Origin of the sequence: Amnibacterium endophyticum, assembly GCF_042680685.1 — a bacterium.
Taxonomy (GTDB): Bacteria; Actinomycetota; Actinomycetes; order Actinomycetales; family Microbacteriaceae; genus Amnibacterium; species Amnibacterium endophyticum.
In genome coordinates this window covers 17,674-32,978 of sequence record NZ_JBHUEA010000021.1, presented here as the reverse complement: position 1 = coordinate 32,978, position 15,305 = coordinate 17,674, and the positions used below count along the sequence as shown (strand labels likewise).

At 75.2% G+C, this 15,305-nt stretch carries 17 protein-coding genes; 13 read left to right on the top strand and 4 right to left on the bottom strand.

Translation table 11 applies throughout. The annotated features are described in order from the left end of the window. Positions 1-42 precede the first annotated feature (42 nt). The gene (rsmD, locus tag ACFSBI_RS13085; RefSeq protein ID WP_377935629.1) at positions 43-603 is read right to left on the bottom strand and encodes a 16S rRNA (guanine(966)-N(2))-methyltransferase RsmD; all 561 of its coding nucleotides are present in this window, start codon (positions 601-603) and stop codon (positions 43-45) included. A 57-nt stretch (positions 604-660) separates the two neighbouring features. Between rsmD and ACFSBI_RS13080 the strand changes: the two genes are divergently transcribed. From ACFSBI_RS13080 to cofC, 6 genes are all read left to right on the top strand, one after another. Continuing rightward, complete coding sequence (locus ACFSBI_RS13080; protein ID WP_377935627.1) at positions 661-2,844, top strand: ATP-dependent DNA helicase RecG; 2,184 nt, start codon at positions 661-663, stop codon at positions 2,842-2,844. A 108-nt stretch (positions 2,845-2,952) separates the two neighbouring features. Next, on the top strand, positions 2,953-3,444 hold the full coding sequence (gene coaD, locus ACFSBI_RS13075) for a pantetheine-phosphate adenylyltransferase (RefSeq protein WP_377935625.1): 492 nt from the start codon (positions 2,953-2,955) through the stop codon (positions 3,442-3,444). After that, positions 3,437-4,108: an MOSC domain-containing protein gene (locus ACFSBI_RS13070; RefSeq protein WP_377935623.1), complete on the top strand. Its 672-nt coding sequence runs from the start codon at positions 3,437-3,439 to the stop codon at positions 4,106-4,108. The genes coaD and ACFSBI_RS13070 overlap by 8 nt, the downstream gene beginning before the upstream one ends. Positions 4,109-4,145: 37 nt before the next feature. Further along, positions 4,146-5,144: a TIGR03557 family F420-dependent LLM class oxidoreductase gene (locus ACFSBI_RS13065; RefSeq protein ID WP_377935621.1), complete on the top strand. Its 999-nt coding sequence runs from the start codon at positions 4,146-4,148 to the stop codon at positions 5,142-5,144. Next, positions 5,141-5,953 carry a coenzyme F420-0:L-glutamate ligase gene (cofE, locus tag ACFSBI_RS13060; RefSeq protein ID WP_377935619.1) on the top strand — a complete coding sequence of 271 codons (813 nt, stop codon included), beginning with the start codon at positions 5,141-5,143 and terminating at the stop codon, positions 5,951-5,953. The genes ACFSBI_RS13065 and cofE overlap by 4 nt, the downstream gene beginning before the upstream one ends. After that, positions 5,947-6,600: a 2-phospho-L-lactate guanylyltransferase gene (gene cofC, locus ACFSBI_RS13055; RefSeq protein WP_377935617.1), complete on the top strand. Its 654-nt coding sequence runs from the start codon at positions 5,947-5,949 to the stop codon at positions 6,598-6,600. The genes cofE and cofC overlap by 7 nt, the downstream gene beginning before the upstream one ends. 27 nt (positions 6,601-6,627) lie before the next feature. On the opposite strand, the gene ACFSBI_RS13050 is transcribed toward cofC, so the two are convergent. Both ACFSBI_RS13050 and cofD read right to left on the bottom strand, forming a co-directional pair. Then, on the bottom strand, positions 6,628-6,819 hold the full coding sequence (locus ACFSBI_RS13050; RefSeq protein WP_377935615.1) for a hypothetical protein: 192 nt from the start codon (positions 6,817-6,819) through the stop codon (positions 6,628-6,630). A gap of 41 nt (positions 6,820-6,860) precedes the next feature. Further along, entirely contained in the window at positions 6,861-7,829 is a 969-nt protein-coding gene (cofD, locus tag ACFSBI_RS13045) for a 2-phospho-L-lactate transferase (protein WP_377935613.1), read from the bottom strand. A gap of 85 nt (positions 7,830-7,914) precedes the next feature. Here cofD and ACFSBI_RS13040 point away from each other — a divergent pair, with 85 nt between their 5' ends. Then, the gene (locus ACFSBI_RS13040) at positions 7,915-9,435 is read left to right on the top strand and encodes a glycosyltransferase family 2 protein (protein WP_377935611.1); all 1,521 of its coding nucleotides are present in this window, start codon (positions 7,915-7,917) and stop codon (positions 9,433-9,435) included. Between the two features lie 9 nt (positions 9,436-9,444). On the opposite strand, the gene ACFSBI_RS13035 is transcribed toward ACFSBI_RS13040, so the two are convergent. Then, positions 9,445-10,632, bottom strand: coding sequence for a hypothetical protein (locus ACFSBI_RS13035; RefSeq protein ID WP_377935609.1), 1,188 nt, complete (start codon positions 10,630-10,632; stop codon positions 9,445-9,447). A gap of 121 nt (positions 10,633-10,753) precedes the next feature. Between ACFSBI_RS13035 and ACFSBI_RS13030 the strand changes: the two genes are divergently transcribed. The 6 genes from ACFSBI_RS13030 to ACFSBI_RS13005 are packed head-to-tail and all read left to right on the top strand — an operon-like array spanning position 10,754 to position 15,305. Beyond that, positions 10,754-12,049 carry an aminotransferase class III-fold pyridoxal phosphate-dependent enzyme gene (locus ACFSBI_RS13030; protein ID WP_377935607.1) on the top strand — a complete coding sequence of 432 codons (1,296 nt, stop codon included), beginning with the start codon at positions 10,754-10,756 and terminating at the stop codon, positions 12,047-12,049. Positions 12,050-12,104: 55 nt separating this feature from the next. Next, the gene (locus ACFSBI_RS13025; RefSeq protein WP_377935605.1) at positions 12,105-12,638 is read left to right on the top strand and encodes a YceD family protein; all 534 of its coding nucleotides are present in this window, start codon (positions 12,105-12,107) and stop codon (positions 12,636-12,638) included. 2 nt (positions 12,639-12,640) lie between these two features. After that, positions 12,641-12,844, top strand: a complete 204-nt coding sequence (gene rpmF / locus ACFSBI_RS13020) for a 50S ribosomal protein L32 (protein WP_377935604.1) — start codon at positions 12,641-12,643, stop codon at positions 12,842-12,844. Positions 12,845-12,896: 52 nt separating this feature from the next. Beyond that, positions 12,897-13,535, top strand: coding sequence for a ribonuclease III (gene rnc, locus ACFSBI_RS13015; RefSeq protein WP_377935675.1), 639 nt, complete (start codon positions 12,897-12,899; stop codon positions 13,533-13,535). Beyond that, on the top strand, positions 13,528-14,475 hold the full coding sequence (mutM, locus tag ACFSBI_RS13010) for a bifunctional DNA-formamidopyrimidine glycosylase/DNA-(apurinic or apyrimidinic site) lyase (RefSeq protein ID WP_377935602.1): 948 nt from the start codon (positions 13,528-13,530) through the stop codon (positions 14,473-14,475). The genes rnc and mutM overlap by 8 nt, the downstream gene beginning before the upstream one ends. A 56-nt stretch (positions 14,476-14,531) precedes the next feature. Beyond that, positions 14,532-15,305: a DUF1206 domain-containing protein gene (locus tag ACFSBI_RS13005; protein ID WP_377935600.1), complete on the top strand. Its 774-nt coding sequence runs from the start codon at positions 14,532-14,534 to the stop codon at positions 15,303-15,305.

Genomic DNA, 15,305 nt, shown 5'->3' with positions numbered 1-15,305 from the left:
CGAGCCTCGAGACCACCCGCGCCCGCGGGCCGGGCCCGGCGCTCAGCCCCGCACGAGCAGGTGCACCGCCGTGTCGCCGTAGGTCCGCGTGCGCTCCAGCACCAGCCCGTCCGGCAGCACCGGAGCGGGGGAGCGGACCGACCGCTCCAGCAGCACCAGCGGTTCCGCCGTCAGGTGCGGCAGCAGCGCGACGAGGTCCGCGGCGACGTCCGCCTCGGCCAGGTCGTACGGCGGGTCCGAGAGCACGAGGTCGAACGCGCCGCCGGGAGCCGCGAGGAACGCCCGCGCCGCCTGCTGCGCCACCCGGACGTCGAGGGGGGCGGGCGCGGCGCGGCGCAGCCGCGCGACGTTCTCCCGGATCACGCGCGCGGCGCGCGGCGCCCGTTCGACCAGCACCGCGGAGGCGGCCCCGCGGCTGAGCGACTCGAGCCCGAGCGCCCCCGAGCCCGCGTAGAGGTCGAGGACCGCCGCTCCGTCGACGGCGTCGCGGGCCTCGAGCATCGAGAACAGCGCCTCGCGGGTGCGGTCGCTCGTCGGTCGCGTGCCGTCGGGCGGCACGGCGAGCTGCAGCGAGCCGGCCCACCCGGCGACGATCCTCGGCACGCCACCAGCCTCCCGCACCGCTCGACCGGTGTCGGACCGACTTCGTACGATGGCGCCATGGCAGGGCCGCTCGACCAGCGACTCGCCTTCGTGGTGGGCGAGCGGACGGCGAAGACCCTCGAGAAGCAGCTGGAGCTGCGCACCGTCGGCGACCTGCTGGCGCACTACCCGCGCCGGTACGTCAAGCGCGGCGAGCTCAGCCGGCTCGACGCCCTGCCGCTCGACACCGACGTCACGATCGTCGCCGAGGTGCTGCGCGCGCAGTCGCGCACCCTGCGGCAGCGCCGCGGCTCGATGCAGGAGGTGCTGATCAGCGACGGCACCGGCACGCTGTCGCTCGTCTTCTTCAACCAGCCGTTCGTGACGGACGAGAAGAACGCGAACGCGCTCGTGCCCGGCAGGCGCGGCCTCTTCAGCGGCAAGGTCAAGCTGTACAAGGGCATGCGGCAGCTCGCGCACCCGCAGCACCGGCTGTTCGGCGAGGAGGACGACGCGCCGCCCGATCCGGAGACGGACCCGGAGGGCGCCGCCCGCTGGCTGGAGCAGCCCCTGCCGATCTACCCGGCGACGGCGGCGCTGCCCTCCTGGAAGCTCGAGAAGGCGGTGCAGCTGGCGCTCGACGCGCTCGGCGAGCCGGACGATCCGATGCCGCTCGAGGTCTGCCGGGTGGCGCGGCTGATGGGCTACGGCGCGGCGCTGAAGCGCATCCACCGGCCCGCGCACGACGGCGACTGGATCCAGGCGAAGCGCACGCTGCGCTTCCACGAGGCGTTCCTGCTGCAGACCTCGCTGCTGCAGCGGCGGGCGGTGCGCGCGATGTTCGCCGCGACCCCCAGGGCGCCGCGGCCCGGCGGCCTCCTCGAGCGGTTCGACGCGGCCCTGCCGTTCGAGCTGACCGCGGATCAGCGGCTCGTCGGTGCCGAGATCGCCGCGGACCTCGCGGGCGAGGAGCCGATGCACCGGCTGCTGCAGGGCGAGGTGGCGTCCGGCAAGACGCTCGTCGCGCTGCGCGCGATGCTCGCGGTGGCCGAGTCCGGCGGCCAGTCGGCCCTGCTCGTGCCGACGGAGGTGCTCGCCGCGCAGCACCTCCGCTCGATCGTCCGCTCCCTGGGGCCGGATCTCGCCGCCGAGCTGATGCCGACGCTCGTCACAGGGCAGATGCCGGTCGCCGAGCGCCGGCGGGCGGCCCTCCGGCTCGTCACGGGCCAGTCCCGGATCGTGGTCGGCACCCACGCGCTGCTGTCCGACTCGACCGAGTTCTTCGACCTGGGGCTCGTCGTCGTCGACGAGCAGCACCGGTTCGGGGTGGAGCAGCGGGAGCTGCTGCGGCGCAAGGGGACGGCGCCCCACACGCTCGTGATGACCGCGACCCCGATCCCGCGGACCGTCGCGATGACGGTGTTCGGCGACCTCGAGACCTCCACGATCCGCACGCTGCCCGCCGGCCGCGCGCCGATCGAGTCGCACGTCGTGCCGCTGGCCGAGAAGCCGCGCTGGCTGCCGAACGTCTGGCGGCGGGCGGGGCAGGAGGTCGCGGCCGGTCGGCAGGGCTACGTGATCTGCCCCGCGATCGGCGACGAGGGCGACGGCGGCGCGCCGCCCGCCGGCACGGACGACGAGGGGCCGCCGCTCTCGACCGTGACGGGGGTGCTCGCGGACCTGCGCGGGCAGCCCGCCCTGCAGGGCGCCCGCATCGAGGCGCTGACGGGCCGGATGAGCGGCGAGGAGAAGGACGCCGTGATGACGGCCTTCGCCGAGGGTCGCATCGACGTGCTCGTCGCCACCACCGTCGTCGAGGTCGGCGTGGACGTCGCGAACGCGACCTTCATGGTGGTGCTCGACGCGGACCGCTTCGGGGTGTCGCAGCTGCACCAGCTGCGCGGCCGCGTCGGGCGCGGCGGCCTGCCCGGGCTGTGCCTGCTCGTCACGCACGCCGAGCCGCAGACGCCGGCGCTCGAGCGGGTGGAGGCGGTCGCCGCGACGACCGACGGGTTCGAACTGGCGCAGGTCGACCTCGAGCAGCGGCGCGAGGGCGACGTGCTGGGCGCGAGCCAGTCCGGCGCCCGCTCGCAGCTGCGGCTGCTGCGGGTCACGCGCGACGGCGACCTGATCGAGCTGGCGCGGGAGACCGCCACGGCGCTGCTCGCCGAGGACCCGGCGCTCGACGCCCACCCGGCGCTGCGGCACGCGATCGAGCGCTCGTCCGACGAGGAGACGCGGGCCTTCCTCGACAAGAGCTGATCCGCTTCTTCGCCCGCGGGTGACGTCCTCGGCCCGCAGCAGCGCCGAATCCGTCACTGCGCGGCGAAGAAGCGGGCGCGCGGGCCGTCGAACCGGGAGGATGCCTCCGTGCGCATCGCCGTCGTCCCGGGCTCGTTCGACCCGGTCACCCTCGGGCACCTCGACGTCATCGCCCGCGCGGCGCGGCTGTTCGACCGCCTGCACGTGCTGGTGACCCACAACCCGGCGAAGCAGGCGCGCTTCACGCCGGAGGAGCGGATCGCGCTGATCCGCGAGTCCCTGGCCGAGGCGGGCGTCGACGGCGTCGAGGTGGACTCGTGGTCCGAGGGGCTGCTCGTCGACTACTGCCGGCAGGTCGGCGCCGAGGTGCTGGTCAAGGGGCTGCGCTCGGCGACGGACGCCGCCTACGAGACCCCGATGGCGCTCGTGAACCGGGACCTCGCCGGGGTCGAGACGCTGTTCCTCGTCGCGCAGCCCGCGACGAGCCACGTGAGCAGCTCGCTCGTGCGCCAGGTCTCCGCGCTGGGCGGGGACGTCGCGCCGTACGTGCCGGGCCCGGTCGCCCGCGCGCTGCAGCCGCAGGGGCCGGGTCGTGGCTGAGGTCCTCGCGGTGTGCGCGGTCCACGCGCTGCTGCCCGATCGCGGCGTCGGGGTGACCGCGATCGACAAGCGCCCGCTGACGAAGGCGGTGCGCGTCCGGCCGCTCGGGCTGCACGGGGACGTGCAGGCGGATCGACGGCACCACGGCGGAGAGGACCAGGCCGTGTACGCGTACGCGCAGGAGGACGCGGACCGCTGGTCCGACGAGCTCGGCCGCGACGTGGTGCCCGGCCTGTTCGGGGAGAACCTCCGCACCGCGGGCGTCGACGTGACGGGCGCGGTGATCGGGGAGCGCTGGCGCGTCGGCGAGCGGCTGCTGCTCGAGGTCACGAGCCCCAGGCGGCCGTGCGGCACCTTCGAGCGGCGCATGGGCGTGACCGGCTGGGTCGCCCGTTTCGAGCGGCGGGGAGCGCCCGGCGCCTACCTCCGGGTCGTGCGGGCCGGGGACGTGCGGGCCGGCGACCCGATCGAGGTCGTGGACCGGCCGGGCCACGGCGTGACGATCGGCCGGTGGTTCCGGCCGGGCGCGGCCGACGCCCGCACGCTGCTCGACGCGGCGGACTCGGGCGCCGTGCGGCTGCAGCCCGAGGTGCGCGAGCACGCCGAGAAGGCGCTCGCCGCAGGGAGCGGATCGGGGCGGACGGACTCTCCGGGCGTCCGCTGAGCCGCGGCTCAGCGTGTGATGGGAGCATGCCGGGGACATGAGCACGCTGCAGATCGGCTACGCCGCGATGCTCGAGCAGTTCCACCCCTCGCAGGTCGTCGAGTACTCGGCGTACGCGGAGTCGAAGGGCTTCTCGGGCGTCATGGCCGCGGACCACTTCCAGCCCTGGGTCCCCGACCAGGGCAGCAGCGCCTTCGTGTGGAACGTGCTCGCCGCGCTCGGCGAGCGCACCACCGGCGACATCGGGCCGGGCGTGACCGCGCCGACCTTCCGCTGGCACCCGGCGATGGTCGCGCAGGCGTCCGCGACCCTCGCGGCGATGTACCCGGGGCGGCACTGGCTCGGCCTCGGCAGCGGTGAGGCCCTGAACGAGCACGTCGTCGCCGGCTACTGGCCCGAGACGCCCGAGCGGATCAACCGCATGTTCGAGGCGATCGAGCTGATCGACGGCCTGTTCACGGCGTCGCTGAACGGCAAGGACGTCAAGTTCGACGGCCGCTGGTACAAGCACGAGTCGACCAGGCTGTGGACGATGGACGAGCGGCCGCCGATCCTCGTCGCGACCGCCGGGCCCGTCACGGCCAAGCGCGCCGGTCGCGCCGTCGACGGCCTGATCACGGTGGGGGCCCCGCTCGAGAAGATCGGCGGCCTGTTCGAGCGGTTCGACGCGGGGCAGCGGGAGGCCGGGAAGGACCCCGCCCAGGCGCTGAGGGTGCTGCAGGTGCACCTCTCGTGGGCGCCGACGGACGAGGAGGCGCTCGCCAACGCGATGCGCGAGTGGCCGAACGGCGGCATGAAGTTCCCGAAGGCCGACATCCGCAGCCCCCACGACTTCGCGCAGATGGCGAAGCTGGTCCGGCCGGAGGACTTCGAGGGACGCCTCGTGATCTCGAGCGACCCCGACGAGCACCTGCGCAGCCTGCAGCGCTACGCCGACCTCGGCTTCGACCGCATCTACCTGCACAACGTCGGGCGGAACCAGCGGGAGTGGATCGACGTGTTCGCCCGCGACGTGCTGCCGAAGCTGGTCCGATGAGCGCGACGCTCACCGCCTGGGCGCCGGACGGCGTGCCGGAGGTCCGCGCGGGCGACGACCTCGCCGCGCTGCTGCTCGGCGTCGTCGGCGCGCTCGAGCCGGGCGACGTCGTCGTGGTGTCGAGCAAGGTCGTGTCGAAGGCGGAGGGGCGCACGGTGGTCGCCGACGACCGCGAGCAGGCGATCACCGACGAGACCGTCCGCGTCGTCGCCACCCGGCGGCAGCGCGGCGGCGGTCTGACGCGCATCGTCGAGAACCGCCTCGGCGTCGTCGGCGCCGCGGCCGGGGTCGACGCGAGCAACGTGGAGCCGGGCACGGTCCTGCTGCTGCCGGTCGATCCGGACGCGAGCGCCCGCGCGCTGCGCGAGCCGCTCTCGGCCGCCGCGGGCGGTCCGGTCGGCGTCGTGGTCTCCGACACCCTGGGGCGTCCGTGGCGCACGGGGCAGACCGACGTCGCGATCGGCGCGGCGGGCCTCGACGTCGTCGACGACCTGCGTGGGCGCCCGGACGGCTCGGGCCGCACGATGGACGTGACGGTGGTCGCGGTGGCCGACGAGATCGCGGCGCTCGCCGACCTCGTCAAGGGGAAGGCGGAGCACCGGCCCGTGGCGGTGGTCCGCGGGCTGGGGCGCCACGTGGTCGACGGGGACGGACCCGGGGCGCGTGCGCTCGTGCGTCCCAGCGAGGACGACATGTTCCGCCAGGGGTCGGCGGAGGCGTACGCCGACGGGTACCGCGACGGCTACGCGGAGGGTTCGAAGGAGCAGTCGGGCGATCCCGACGACGGTGTTCCCGGAGGTGCATGGTGATCGACTGGGTGGTGCTGGTCCCGATCAAGCGGTTCGAGGACGGCAAGCAGCGGCTGGGCGAGCGGCCCGACCGCGCCGCGCTGGCCGAGGCGTTCGCGCGCGACACGCTCGAGGCGGTCGCCGGGTCCCCGCGCGTCAAGATGGTGCTGGTGCAGACGGACGACCCGGCGCTCGTCGGCGACCTGCGCCTGCCCGTCGCGGTGACGGTGCGCACGCAGCGGTCCGTCGGGCTCAACAACGCGATCGGCGAGGGGCTGCGGTACGCGCAGGACTCGTGGCCGGACTACGGCATCGCGGTGCTGCTCGGCGACGTGCCGGCGCTCTCGGCCGAGGACCTCGACCGCACGCTCGAGCTCGCCGAGGAGGTGCCGCTCGGCATGGTCCCCGACGCGGCCGGGACCGGCACGGTCATGATCACCGGGCAGCCCGGCATGCCGCTGCTGCCGGCGTTCGGCCCGGGGTCGGCGGACCGGCACCGGAACCTCGGGCACCGGATGCTGCGCGCCTCCGACCGCTTGCGCCGCGACGTGGACACCCTGGAGGACCTGGAGATCGCGGCGAGGCTCGGGGTCGGCACCAGGACGGCCGCGCTGCTGCGCCGCCCGGCCGACACGATCCCGCCCGTGCGCGCCGCCCGGTCCGCCTGACGCGTCGGCCCGGCGGCCGGGTCGGGCTCAGCGGTCGCCGACGCCCTCGAAGCGCTGCAGCAGGAAGACCGGCAGCGGCAGGCAGGCCGACAGCAGCAGGATGCCGATCAGGAAGAAGATCGGCAGCCATGCGCCGCCCAGCGCGAAGGCGATGGGGAAGCAGGCGATGCTCAGCACCAGCAGCACGATGCCGATGACGGCGCCGATGACGTTGTCCATGGGGTCGATGCTCCCAGGCCGCACTGGGAGCGCGCCAGCCGTCAGCGCACCAGCTCGAGCGCGGCGCGCGCCATCGCCGCGGTCGCCGCGTCGTCGGTCATCCTGAGCGGTACGGCCCGCGCCCGGATCCCGCCCGTCTCGAGGCCCGGCACGCCGTCGGCGTCGGCCTCGTCGACCAGCCAGCCGTCGAGCAGGCCGCCGTGCGCCCGGGCGCCGTAGTGCCGGGCGACGGCGGCGGCGTCGACCGCCACCCCGATGGTCGTGAGGCAGGCGTTCGCCATCCCGCGCAGCGCGGTGCCGCGGATGATCGGCGAGAGCCCGACCACCGGTGCCGCGGTCGCGGCGAGGGCCTGCCGGATGCCCGGGATGCCGAGGATCGTGCCGATCGACACGACGGGGTTCGACGGCGCGAGCAGCACGACGTCCGCCTCCGCGATCGCCTCGACGACGCCGGGCGCGGGCACCGCCCGCTCGACCCCGCGCTGCACGAACGCGGTCGCGGGCAGCGCGGCGCGCGTGCGCACCCACCACTCCTCGAAGTGGAGCTCGCGGTCCCGCCCGTCCTCCACGACGTGCACCCAGGTCTCCACCTCCTGGTCGGTCGCGGGCAGGAGCGTCACGCCGAGCGGCCAGCGTGCGGCGAGGCGCTCGACGACCGCGGACAGCGGCAGCCCGTCCCGCAGCAGCGCGGTGCGGGCGAGGCAGGTGCCGAGGTCGAGGTCCCCGAGGGTGAACCACGGCCAGCCCACCCCGTAGGCGCGCAGCTCGTCGCTGACCCGCTCCGAGTCGCCCTCGCGGCCCCAGCCGCGCCCCTCGTCGTTGACGCCCGCCAGGGCGTAGAGCAGGGAGTCGAGGTCGGGCGTCACCCGCACGCCCGACACCCACGCGTCGTCGCCGGTGTTGCCGACGACGACGATCTCGGCGTCGAGGTCGGTGATGGCGACGAGGTGCCGGAGCCCGCGGACGAACCGGGCCCCGCCCACGCCGCCGGCGAGGACCGTGATGCGCATCCCGCCAGCCTAGGAAGACCCCGCTGAGGCGTTCTTGCCATACTCGCGTCTCGGCGCGCCCGGCGCCGGGAGGGACGGTCGCGCCGTGAAGGTCAGCGTCGTCGTGCCGGTCTACAACACCGGGCCCTACATCCGCGACCTCCTCGACTCGCTGCGCGCGCAGACGCTCGACCCGGCCGAGTTCGAGGTCGTCCTCGTCGACGACGGGTCCACCGACGGCACGCCGGCCCTGCTCGACGAGGCCGCGGCACGGACGCCGAACTTCCGCGTGATGCACACCCCGAACAGCGGCTGGCCCGGGCGGCCGCGCAACCTCGGGATCGAGGCGGCCCGGGGCGACTACGTCTTCCTGTCCGACCACGACGACCGCCTCGACCCCGAGGCGCTCGAGCGGCTGACCGCCTTCGCCGAGGAGCACGGCTCCGACGTGGTGGTCGGGAAGATCGTCGGGGTGGGGCGCAGCGCGCCCGTCCGGATCTTCCGGCGCACGGTCGTCGACGCGCAGGAGGACATGGCGCTGCTCATGGACTCGCTCACGCCGCAGAAGCTGTACCGGCGGGCCTTCCTCGACGAGCGGGGCATCCGCTTCCCCGAGGGGAAGCGGCGGCTCGAGGACCACCTCTTCGTCACGAAGGCCTACCTGCGGGCGCGGCGGGTGAGCATCTACGCCGACCGGCCGGTCTACTACTTCGTGATCCGCGACGACGGGCAGAACGCGAGCCGCGGCTCGGTCGAGTGGAACGGCTACTTCGGCAACGCCGCCGAGGCGATCCGGGTCGTCGACGAGGAGGCGCCGGACGAGCGCACCCGGGTCGCGATGCGGCGGCGATGGCTCCGCGTCGAGGCGGTGTCGCGCCTGCGGGGCCGCTCCTACCTGAGGCGCACCGACGACCGGGCCCGGCTGTTCGCGGCCGTCCGCGACCTGCTGCGCGAGCACTACCCGGTGCAGGAGGTCGACGCGCTCGCGGTCGGCGACCGGCTCGCAGGGCGGCTCGCGCTCGACGACCGCGCGGAGGACGCGCTGGCCCTCGCCGAGTGGGAGGCGACGATCCGGGTGCGGCCGCGGCTCGTCGCCGTCCGGCTGGACCCGTCGTCGGCCCGGCTGCTGCTGCGGCTGACGGCCGACCAGCGCGCGACCGCGGCGCCGCCCGCGATCGTCTCGGACCCGCCCGCCGGCTACCCGGGCCCCGCGGAGACCGCGGAGCTGGAGCGCGTCCCGGCGTCGGCGCGGGTCGCGGTGCGGCTGCGGCACGCGGACAGCGGCACGGTGGTCCAGGCGGAGGTGGAGCAGCGCGTCGAGGACGGCGTGCTGCACGTCGCCGCGGTCGTCGACGTCGCGGGAAGGCCGGAGCTGCAGCGGCCGGGTCGCTGGACCGTCGTCGTCGCCGTCCGCGGCATCGGCAAGGTCGCCGCCGATCCCCTCGTGGTGTCCGCGGAGGAGCGGGCCCTCGTGGACCGGACGGAGGTCCGGCTGGGCGCGCGCCGCTACCGGCTGGCGGTCGGCGCGGCGCGACGCGTCGTCCTCGACGTCGACGCCGCGGACCGGTCCGCGCGCGTGCGGCGCCTCGGCGGCCGGGTGCTGCGCCGCCTGGGCCTGCGCGGCTGACCGGTCGGCTCAGCCCTCGTCCCGCCCGCGCCGGACGCGACGGCGGACCCGGTCGCCGAGGCGGCGCCCGGCGGCGACGAGCAGGTCCTTCGTGCCGAGGCCCTCGATGGCGGTCAGCGCCGCCTCCCGCCGGTCCTGCGGCAGGACGGGCAGGGCGCCGTTCCCCGCCGCGAGCATCATGCCGACCAGCAGGTTCGCCCCCGCCTCGGTGCTGAAGGCGGTCGGGGTGACGACGGACGGCACGGGCGCGCGCGACGGGACCTCGAGCGCCTCCAGGTCCCCGACGATCCGCACCCCGGCGTCGCGGAGCCCCTGGTTCATCTCCCTGGTCAGCGCGGCGGCGCGGTCGGCCGCCCACTGCGGAACCTCGATGCGCGCATCCGCCTGCAGCGCCGCCGGTGCCGTGCGCAGGTGCCGGACCGCGCCGAACTCGATCAGCGCGGCCTGCAGGTCGGCGCTCGTGCCCTCCATGCCCTTGAACAGCTCGTTGAAGCGGCGCACCGTCTCTGCGACCCCGAACCCGAGCGAGACGTTGTCGCTCGCGGGGTTCGGCACCAGCGTGCCGTCGGGCAGCCCCGTGAACTGCTCGAAGGTGCGCAGCACGAAGTCGCGCGGCGCCCCGGCGAGCGACACGACCGTCACCTGCTCGGGTCCGACGAGCGCGCCCCAGCGCCGCGCGAGCGCGTCGATCCGGGTCTTCCGCCAGAACTCGGGCTGCGGGCCGTTCACGGTGTCCGGGCTGTTCAGCATCCGGTCCAGCCAGTCCTCGTACCGCTCGACGCTGCCCGTCTGCACGAACTGCTGCCAGGACGACGACAGCATGTCCACGAGCGGGCGCATCGTGATCACGACCCGCGTGCGCTCCGCCCCAAAGGCCTCGACGACCCGCTGCGCGCCGTCGTCGCCGGCACGGGCGAACGTCTCGCTGCTGATCACGACCCGCTTCGCCGTGGACTCCCGGACCTCCTCGACGAGCCTCGGCCAGGCCTCGAGCCCCGAGCGGTGGCCGGCGATGCGGCGGCCGAGCGCGACGGCGCCCGCGGCGGAGCGGGGCTGCGTGCCGCGCCCGGCGTAGTGCACCCCGTGGGGCTCGAGCGCCTCGCGGTTGTAGTGGAACCCGCTCTGCAGGCTCGTCGTCCCGGTCTTCGCCGGGCCGATGTGCAGCAGTCGGGTGCCCTCCGGCATCAGCAGCGTCATGTCGGCCTCCCTCGCGTGAGCGGTCACCACGAGTATCCCCAGAAGTGGGGGCACACGGCGGGTCCCGGGCCGGGAACCCGCGGATCCGCGCGGTGGATCGCCTCCGGGGGAGGATGGCGGCATGGAGCCCGGGACCCTGGACCTCGACCGCGCCGTCCTGCACCCGTGGAGCGCGCAGGCCTCCTGGGCGCCGCTCGCGATCGAGCGGGCGTCGGGCTGCGAGGTGGTGCTGGAGGACGGGCGCGTCCTGCTCGACTTCTCCAGCCAGCTGGTGAACACCAACCTCGGGCACGCGCACCCCGCGGTCACCCGCGCGATCCAGCAGCAGGCCGCGGTGCTGCCGACCGTGAACCCCGCGCACGCGGTGCGGGTGCGCGGCGAGGCGGCGGCGCGGATCCTCGAGGTCGCGGGCGAACCCTTCTCCAAGGTCTTCTTCACGAACGGCGGCGCGGACGCGAACGAGAACGCCATCCGGATGGCGCGGCTCGTGACGGGTCGGGACAAGGTGCTGTCGGCCTACCGGTCGTACCACGGCAACACGGGGGCGGCCATCGCCGCGACGGGGGACTGGCGGCGGGTGCCGAACGAGTACGCCCGCGGCCACGTGCACTTCTGGGGGCCGTTCCCGTACCGCAGCGAGTTCTGGTCCGACTCGCCGGAGCAGGAGGCGGAGCGCGCGCTCCACGCCCTCCGGCGCCTGGTGGAGGCGGAGGGCCCCGCCACCGTCGCCGCGATCCTGGTCGAGACGGTGCCCGGCACGGCCGGCGTGATCGTGCCGCCGCCCGGCTGGCTCGAGGGGCTGCGGGCGCTCTGCGACGAGTGGGGGATCCTGCTGATCCTCGACGAGGTGATGGCCGGGTTCGGGCGCACGGGCGACTGGTTCGCGTTCCAGGACCCGCTGCTGAACCCCGCAGGCGTCGTCCCCGACCTGATCACCTTCGCGAAGGGGGTGAACGGCGGCGCGGTGCCGGTCGGCGGCGTGGTGCTCCCGCCCGCGATCGCGTCGGTGTTCGACGAGCGGGTGTTCCCCGGCGGTCTGACGTACAGCGGCCACCCGCTCGCGATGGCGTCGATCGTCGCCACGATCGACGCGATGCGCGCCGAGGGCGTCGTGGAGCACGCGCGCGGGATCGGGGAGGACGTGCTCGGGCCCGCGCTCCGCGACCTCGCCGCCCGGCACGACTGCATCGGCGAGGTCCGCGGGCTCGGCGTGTTCTGGGCGCTCGACCTGGTGACCGACCGCGCCTCGAAGGCGCCGCTCCCGCCCGCCGAGATGGCGCGCATCAAGCGCGACCTCGTCGAGGCCGGCGTGCTGCCCTTCGTGCAGGACAACCGGGTGCACGTCGTGCCGCCCTGCACGGTGACCGCGGAGCAGGTCGGCCGCGCGATCGCCGCGCTGGACGCCGTCCTGCCCTGAGCCCGTCGTCGGGTCGCGCCGGACGAGGTCTGCGTGCGGCGTACGATCGTCCGCCGTGAACGCGCGCAGCCCCTACGTCCAGAACGTGCGCGACCTGGTCCGGCACCCCGGCGAGATGCGGGAGCGCACCGTCGACCTCGAGGTGCCGGAGCGCCTCGGCGAGGGGCTCGTCGCGGTGCAGCAGGGCTCGCCGCTGCACGTCGACCTCAGGCTCGAGTCGCTGCACGAGGGCGTCCTGGCGTCCGGGGACGTCGTCGCGACGGCCCAGGGGGAGTGCGCCCGCTGCCTCGCCCCGGTGTCGCTGCCCGTCGAGGTCGAGTTCGCCGAGCTCTTCGGGTATCCTGCCGACGAACCGTTCGACCACCAGCTCGATGGCGACCTGCTCGACCTGGAGCCCGTGGTGCGGGACGCGGTGGTGCTGGCACTGCCCTTCCAGCCCGAGTGCGTCGACGGTTGCGAGGACCTCGAACTCGGTCCCGGCATCAGCCTGATCACGGCGGATGCACGAGCGGAGGAGCCTGCGGACCCGAGATGGGCCGCCCTGCAAGGCTTCACCGCGCAGGACCCCGACAGCAGAGAAGAGAAGTAGCCATGGCGGTTCCGAAGCGCCGACAGTCCCGCGCCAACACCCGTGCGCGCCGCTCGCAGTGGAAGGCCGACGCCCCGACGCTGGTCAAGACCATCGAGAACGGCAAGGTCGTCTACTCCCTGCCCCACCGCGCCAAGGTGGTCGAGGGCTCGGACGGCGTGCCCCTGTACCTGGAGTACAAGGGCCGCCGCGTCGCCGACGCCTGAGCCGTCGGGTGCGGCCGACACGGCCGCGCTCGAAGCCGCGCTCGGGGTCGGGATCGATCCCGGGCTGCTGACCACCGCGCTCACCCACCGCTCATACGGGTACGAGCACGGCACCGCCGACAACGAGCGCCTGGAGTTCCTGGGCGACAGCGTGCTCGGCCGCGCCGTCACCGCGATGCTCTACGCGCGCTTCCCGGACGAGTCCGAGGGGTCGCTCGCGAAGCGCCGCGCCGGCCTCGTGTCGACCGTCGCGCTCGCCGTCGTGGCGCGTCGCCTCGATCTCGGACCGCACCTGCGGCTCGGCCGCGGCGAGGTGCGCACGGGCGGTGCCGGCAAGGCCTCGATCCTCGCGGACGCGGTCGAGGCGCTGATCGGCGCCGCGTTCCTCGCCGCCGGCAGCGAGGCGGCGGAGGCGCTGGTGCTGCGCCTGATCGAGCCGCTGCTCGACGACCCGGCGTCGACCGGCGCGATCACCGACCCGAAGACCGAGCTGCAGGAGCTCGCGGCGCGCCGCGGGGCGCGGCCACCCGCGTACGCGGTGACGTCGGAGGGCCCGGAGCACGCCCGCGTGTTCACGGCCGTCGTCACCGTGCCGCCGCTCGCCGAGGGGTCGGGCATCGGTACGAGCAAGAAGCAGGCGGAGATCGCGGCCGCCTGGGACGCCTACCGGCGCCTCGCCGCGGATGCCTGAGCTGCCCGAGGTCGAGGTGGTCCGCGCCGGCCTCGAGCCCGCGGTCACCGGCGCCCTCGTCGGCGCCGTGGAGGTGCGGGAGGAGCGCTCGCTGCGCCGGCACGTCGGCGACGCCCTCGACTTCGAGGGACGGCTCGTCGGCCGCCGCATCACCGGGGCGGTGCGGCGGGGCAAGTTCCTCTGGCTGCCCCTCGCCCCGCTCGCGGACGCCGAGGGCGCCGGCGAGGCGGTGCTCGCGCACCTCGGGATGAGCGGTCAGCTGCTGCTGCGCAGCCCGGACGCGCCCGACGATCGGCAGTTGCGGGTCCGGCTCCATCTCGAGCATCCCGTGCACGGGCACCTCGTCGTCGTCTTCGCGGACCAGCGCATCTTCGGCTCCCTCGCGATCGACCGCCTCGAGCCGACGCCGGACGGCGCCGTCGGCGGGCGCGGCTCGGCCGCGGCCGCCGTGCCGTCGCAGGTCGCGCACATCGCCCGCGACCCGCTCGACCCCGCCTTCGACGACGCCCGCTTCGCCGCGGCGCTCGCCCGCCGGCGCACGGGGATCAAGCGTGCGCTGCTCGATCAGACGCTGGTCAGCGGCATCGGCAACATCTACGCCGACGAGGCGCTCTGGGCCGCCCGGCTCCACTTCGACGCCCCGACCGACCGCCTGCCGCGCCGGCGGGTCCACGAGCTGCTCGCGGAGGTGCGGCTCGTGCTCGACCGCGCCCTCGCCGAGGGCGGCACGAGCTTCGACGCGCAGTACGTGAACGTGAACGGCGCCTCCGGCTACTTCTCGCACTCGCTGAACGCCTACGGGCAGCAGGGCCGGGCGTGCCCGCGCTGCGGCACCCCGATCGTGCGGGAGGCGTTCATGAACCGGTCGAGCCACCGCTGCCCCCGCTGCCAGCGCAGGCCTCGGGCGCTCACCGCGATCGCCGGCGTCGACGCGTCGTGAGCGGGGTGCTGCGTCGGTTCGCGAGGGCGCGCGCCGACGCGCAGCGGGCGACTCGCGTGCCCTGGCTGCGCGTGGTCGCGCGCTCCGGCTACATCGCCTCCGGGCTGCTGCGGCTGCTGATCGGGGTGCTGGCGCTGCTGCTGGCCGCCGGGCTCGACGACGCCCCCGAGGTGAACGCCGCCAGCGCGTTCGGCCTGCTCCGCGCGGCGCCCGCCGGCGGGGTGCTGGTGGCGATCGCCGCCGGGGCCAACGGCGCCCTCGCGCTCTGGCTGGTCGTCCAGGGCGTCCTCTACCGGCCCCCGGCGCTCCTCGAGCGATGGCGCCAGCGCATCGTCTACTGGTCGCGCAGCGCGGTGTACGTGGTGATCGGCCTCATCGCGCTGCGCGTCGCGATCGGCGCGCGGCAGAGCTCGGTCGACGCCGACCGCGCCGCGGGCCGCCGGCTGCTCGAGGTGCCGGGCGGCTCCGTCGTGCTCCTGCTGCTCGGGCTGACCGTGCTCTCCATCGGCGTCGGCATGGTGTGGGTCGCGATCGTGCGCCGGTTCGTCGGCACGATCCACCTGCCCGAGGCGCCCTGGGCCCGGCGAGCCGTGGTGGTGCTCGGCATCGTCGGCTACGCGGTGCAGGGCGTGACGATCGCCGTCGTCGGCGGCTTCCTCGCGGTCGCCGCGGTCACCTCGGACGCCGCCCGCACCGGCGGCCTGAACGACGCGCTCGTCGCGGTCGCGGGCAGCGGCCTCGGGCGGGGGTTCCTCGTCGTGGTCGCGGTCGGGTGGGCGGTGGCCGGCGCCTACGCGCTGCTGCGCGCCCGGCTCGCCCGGCTCGACTGA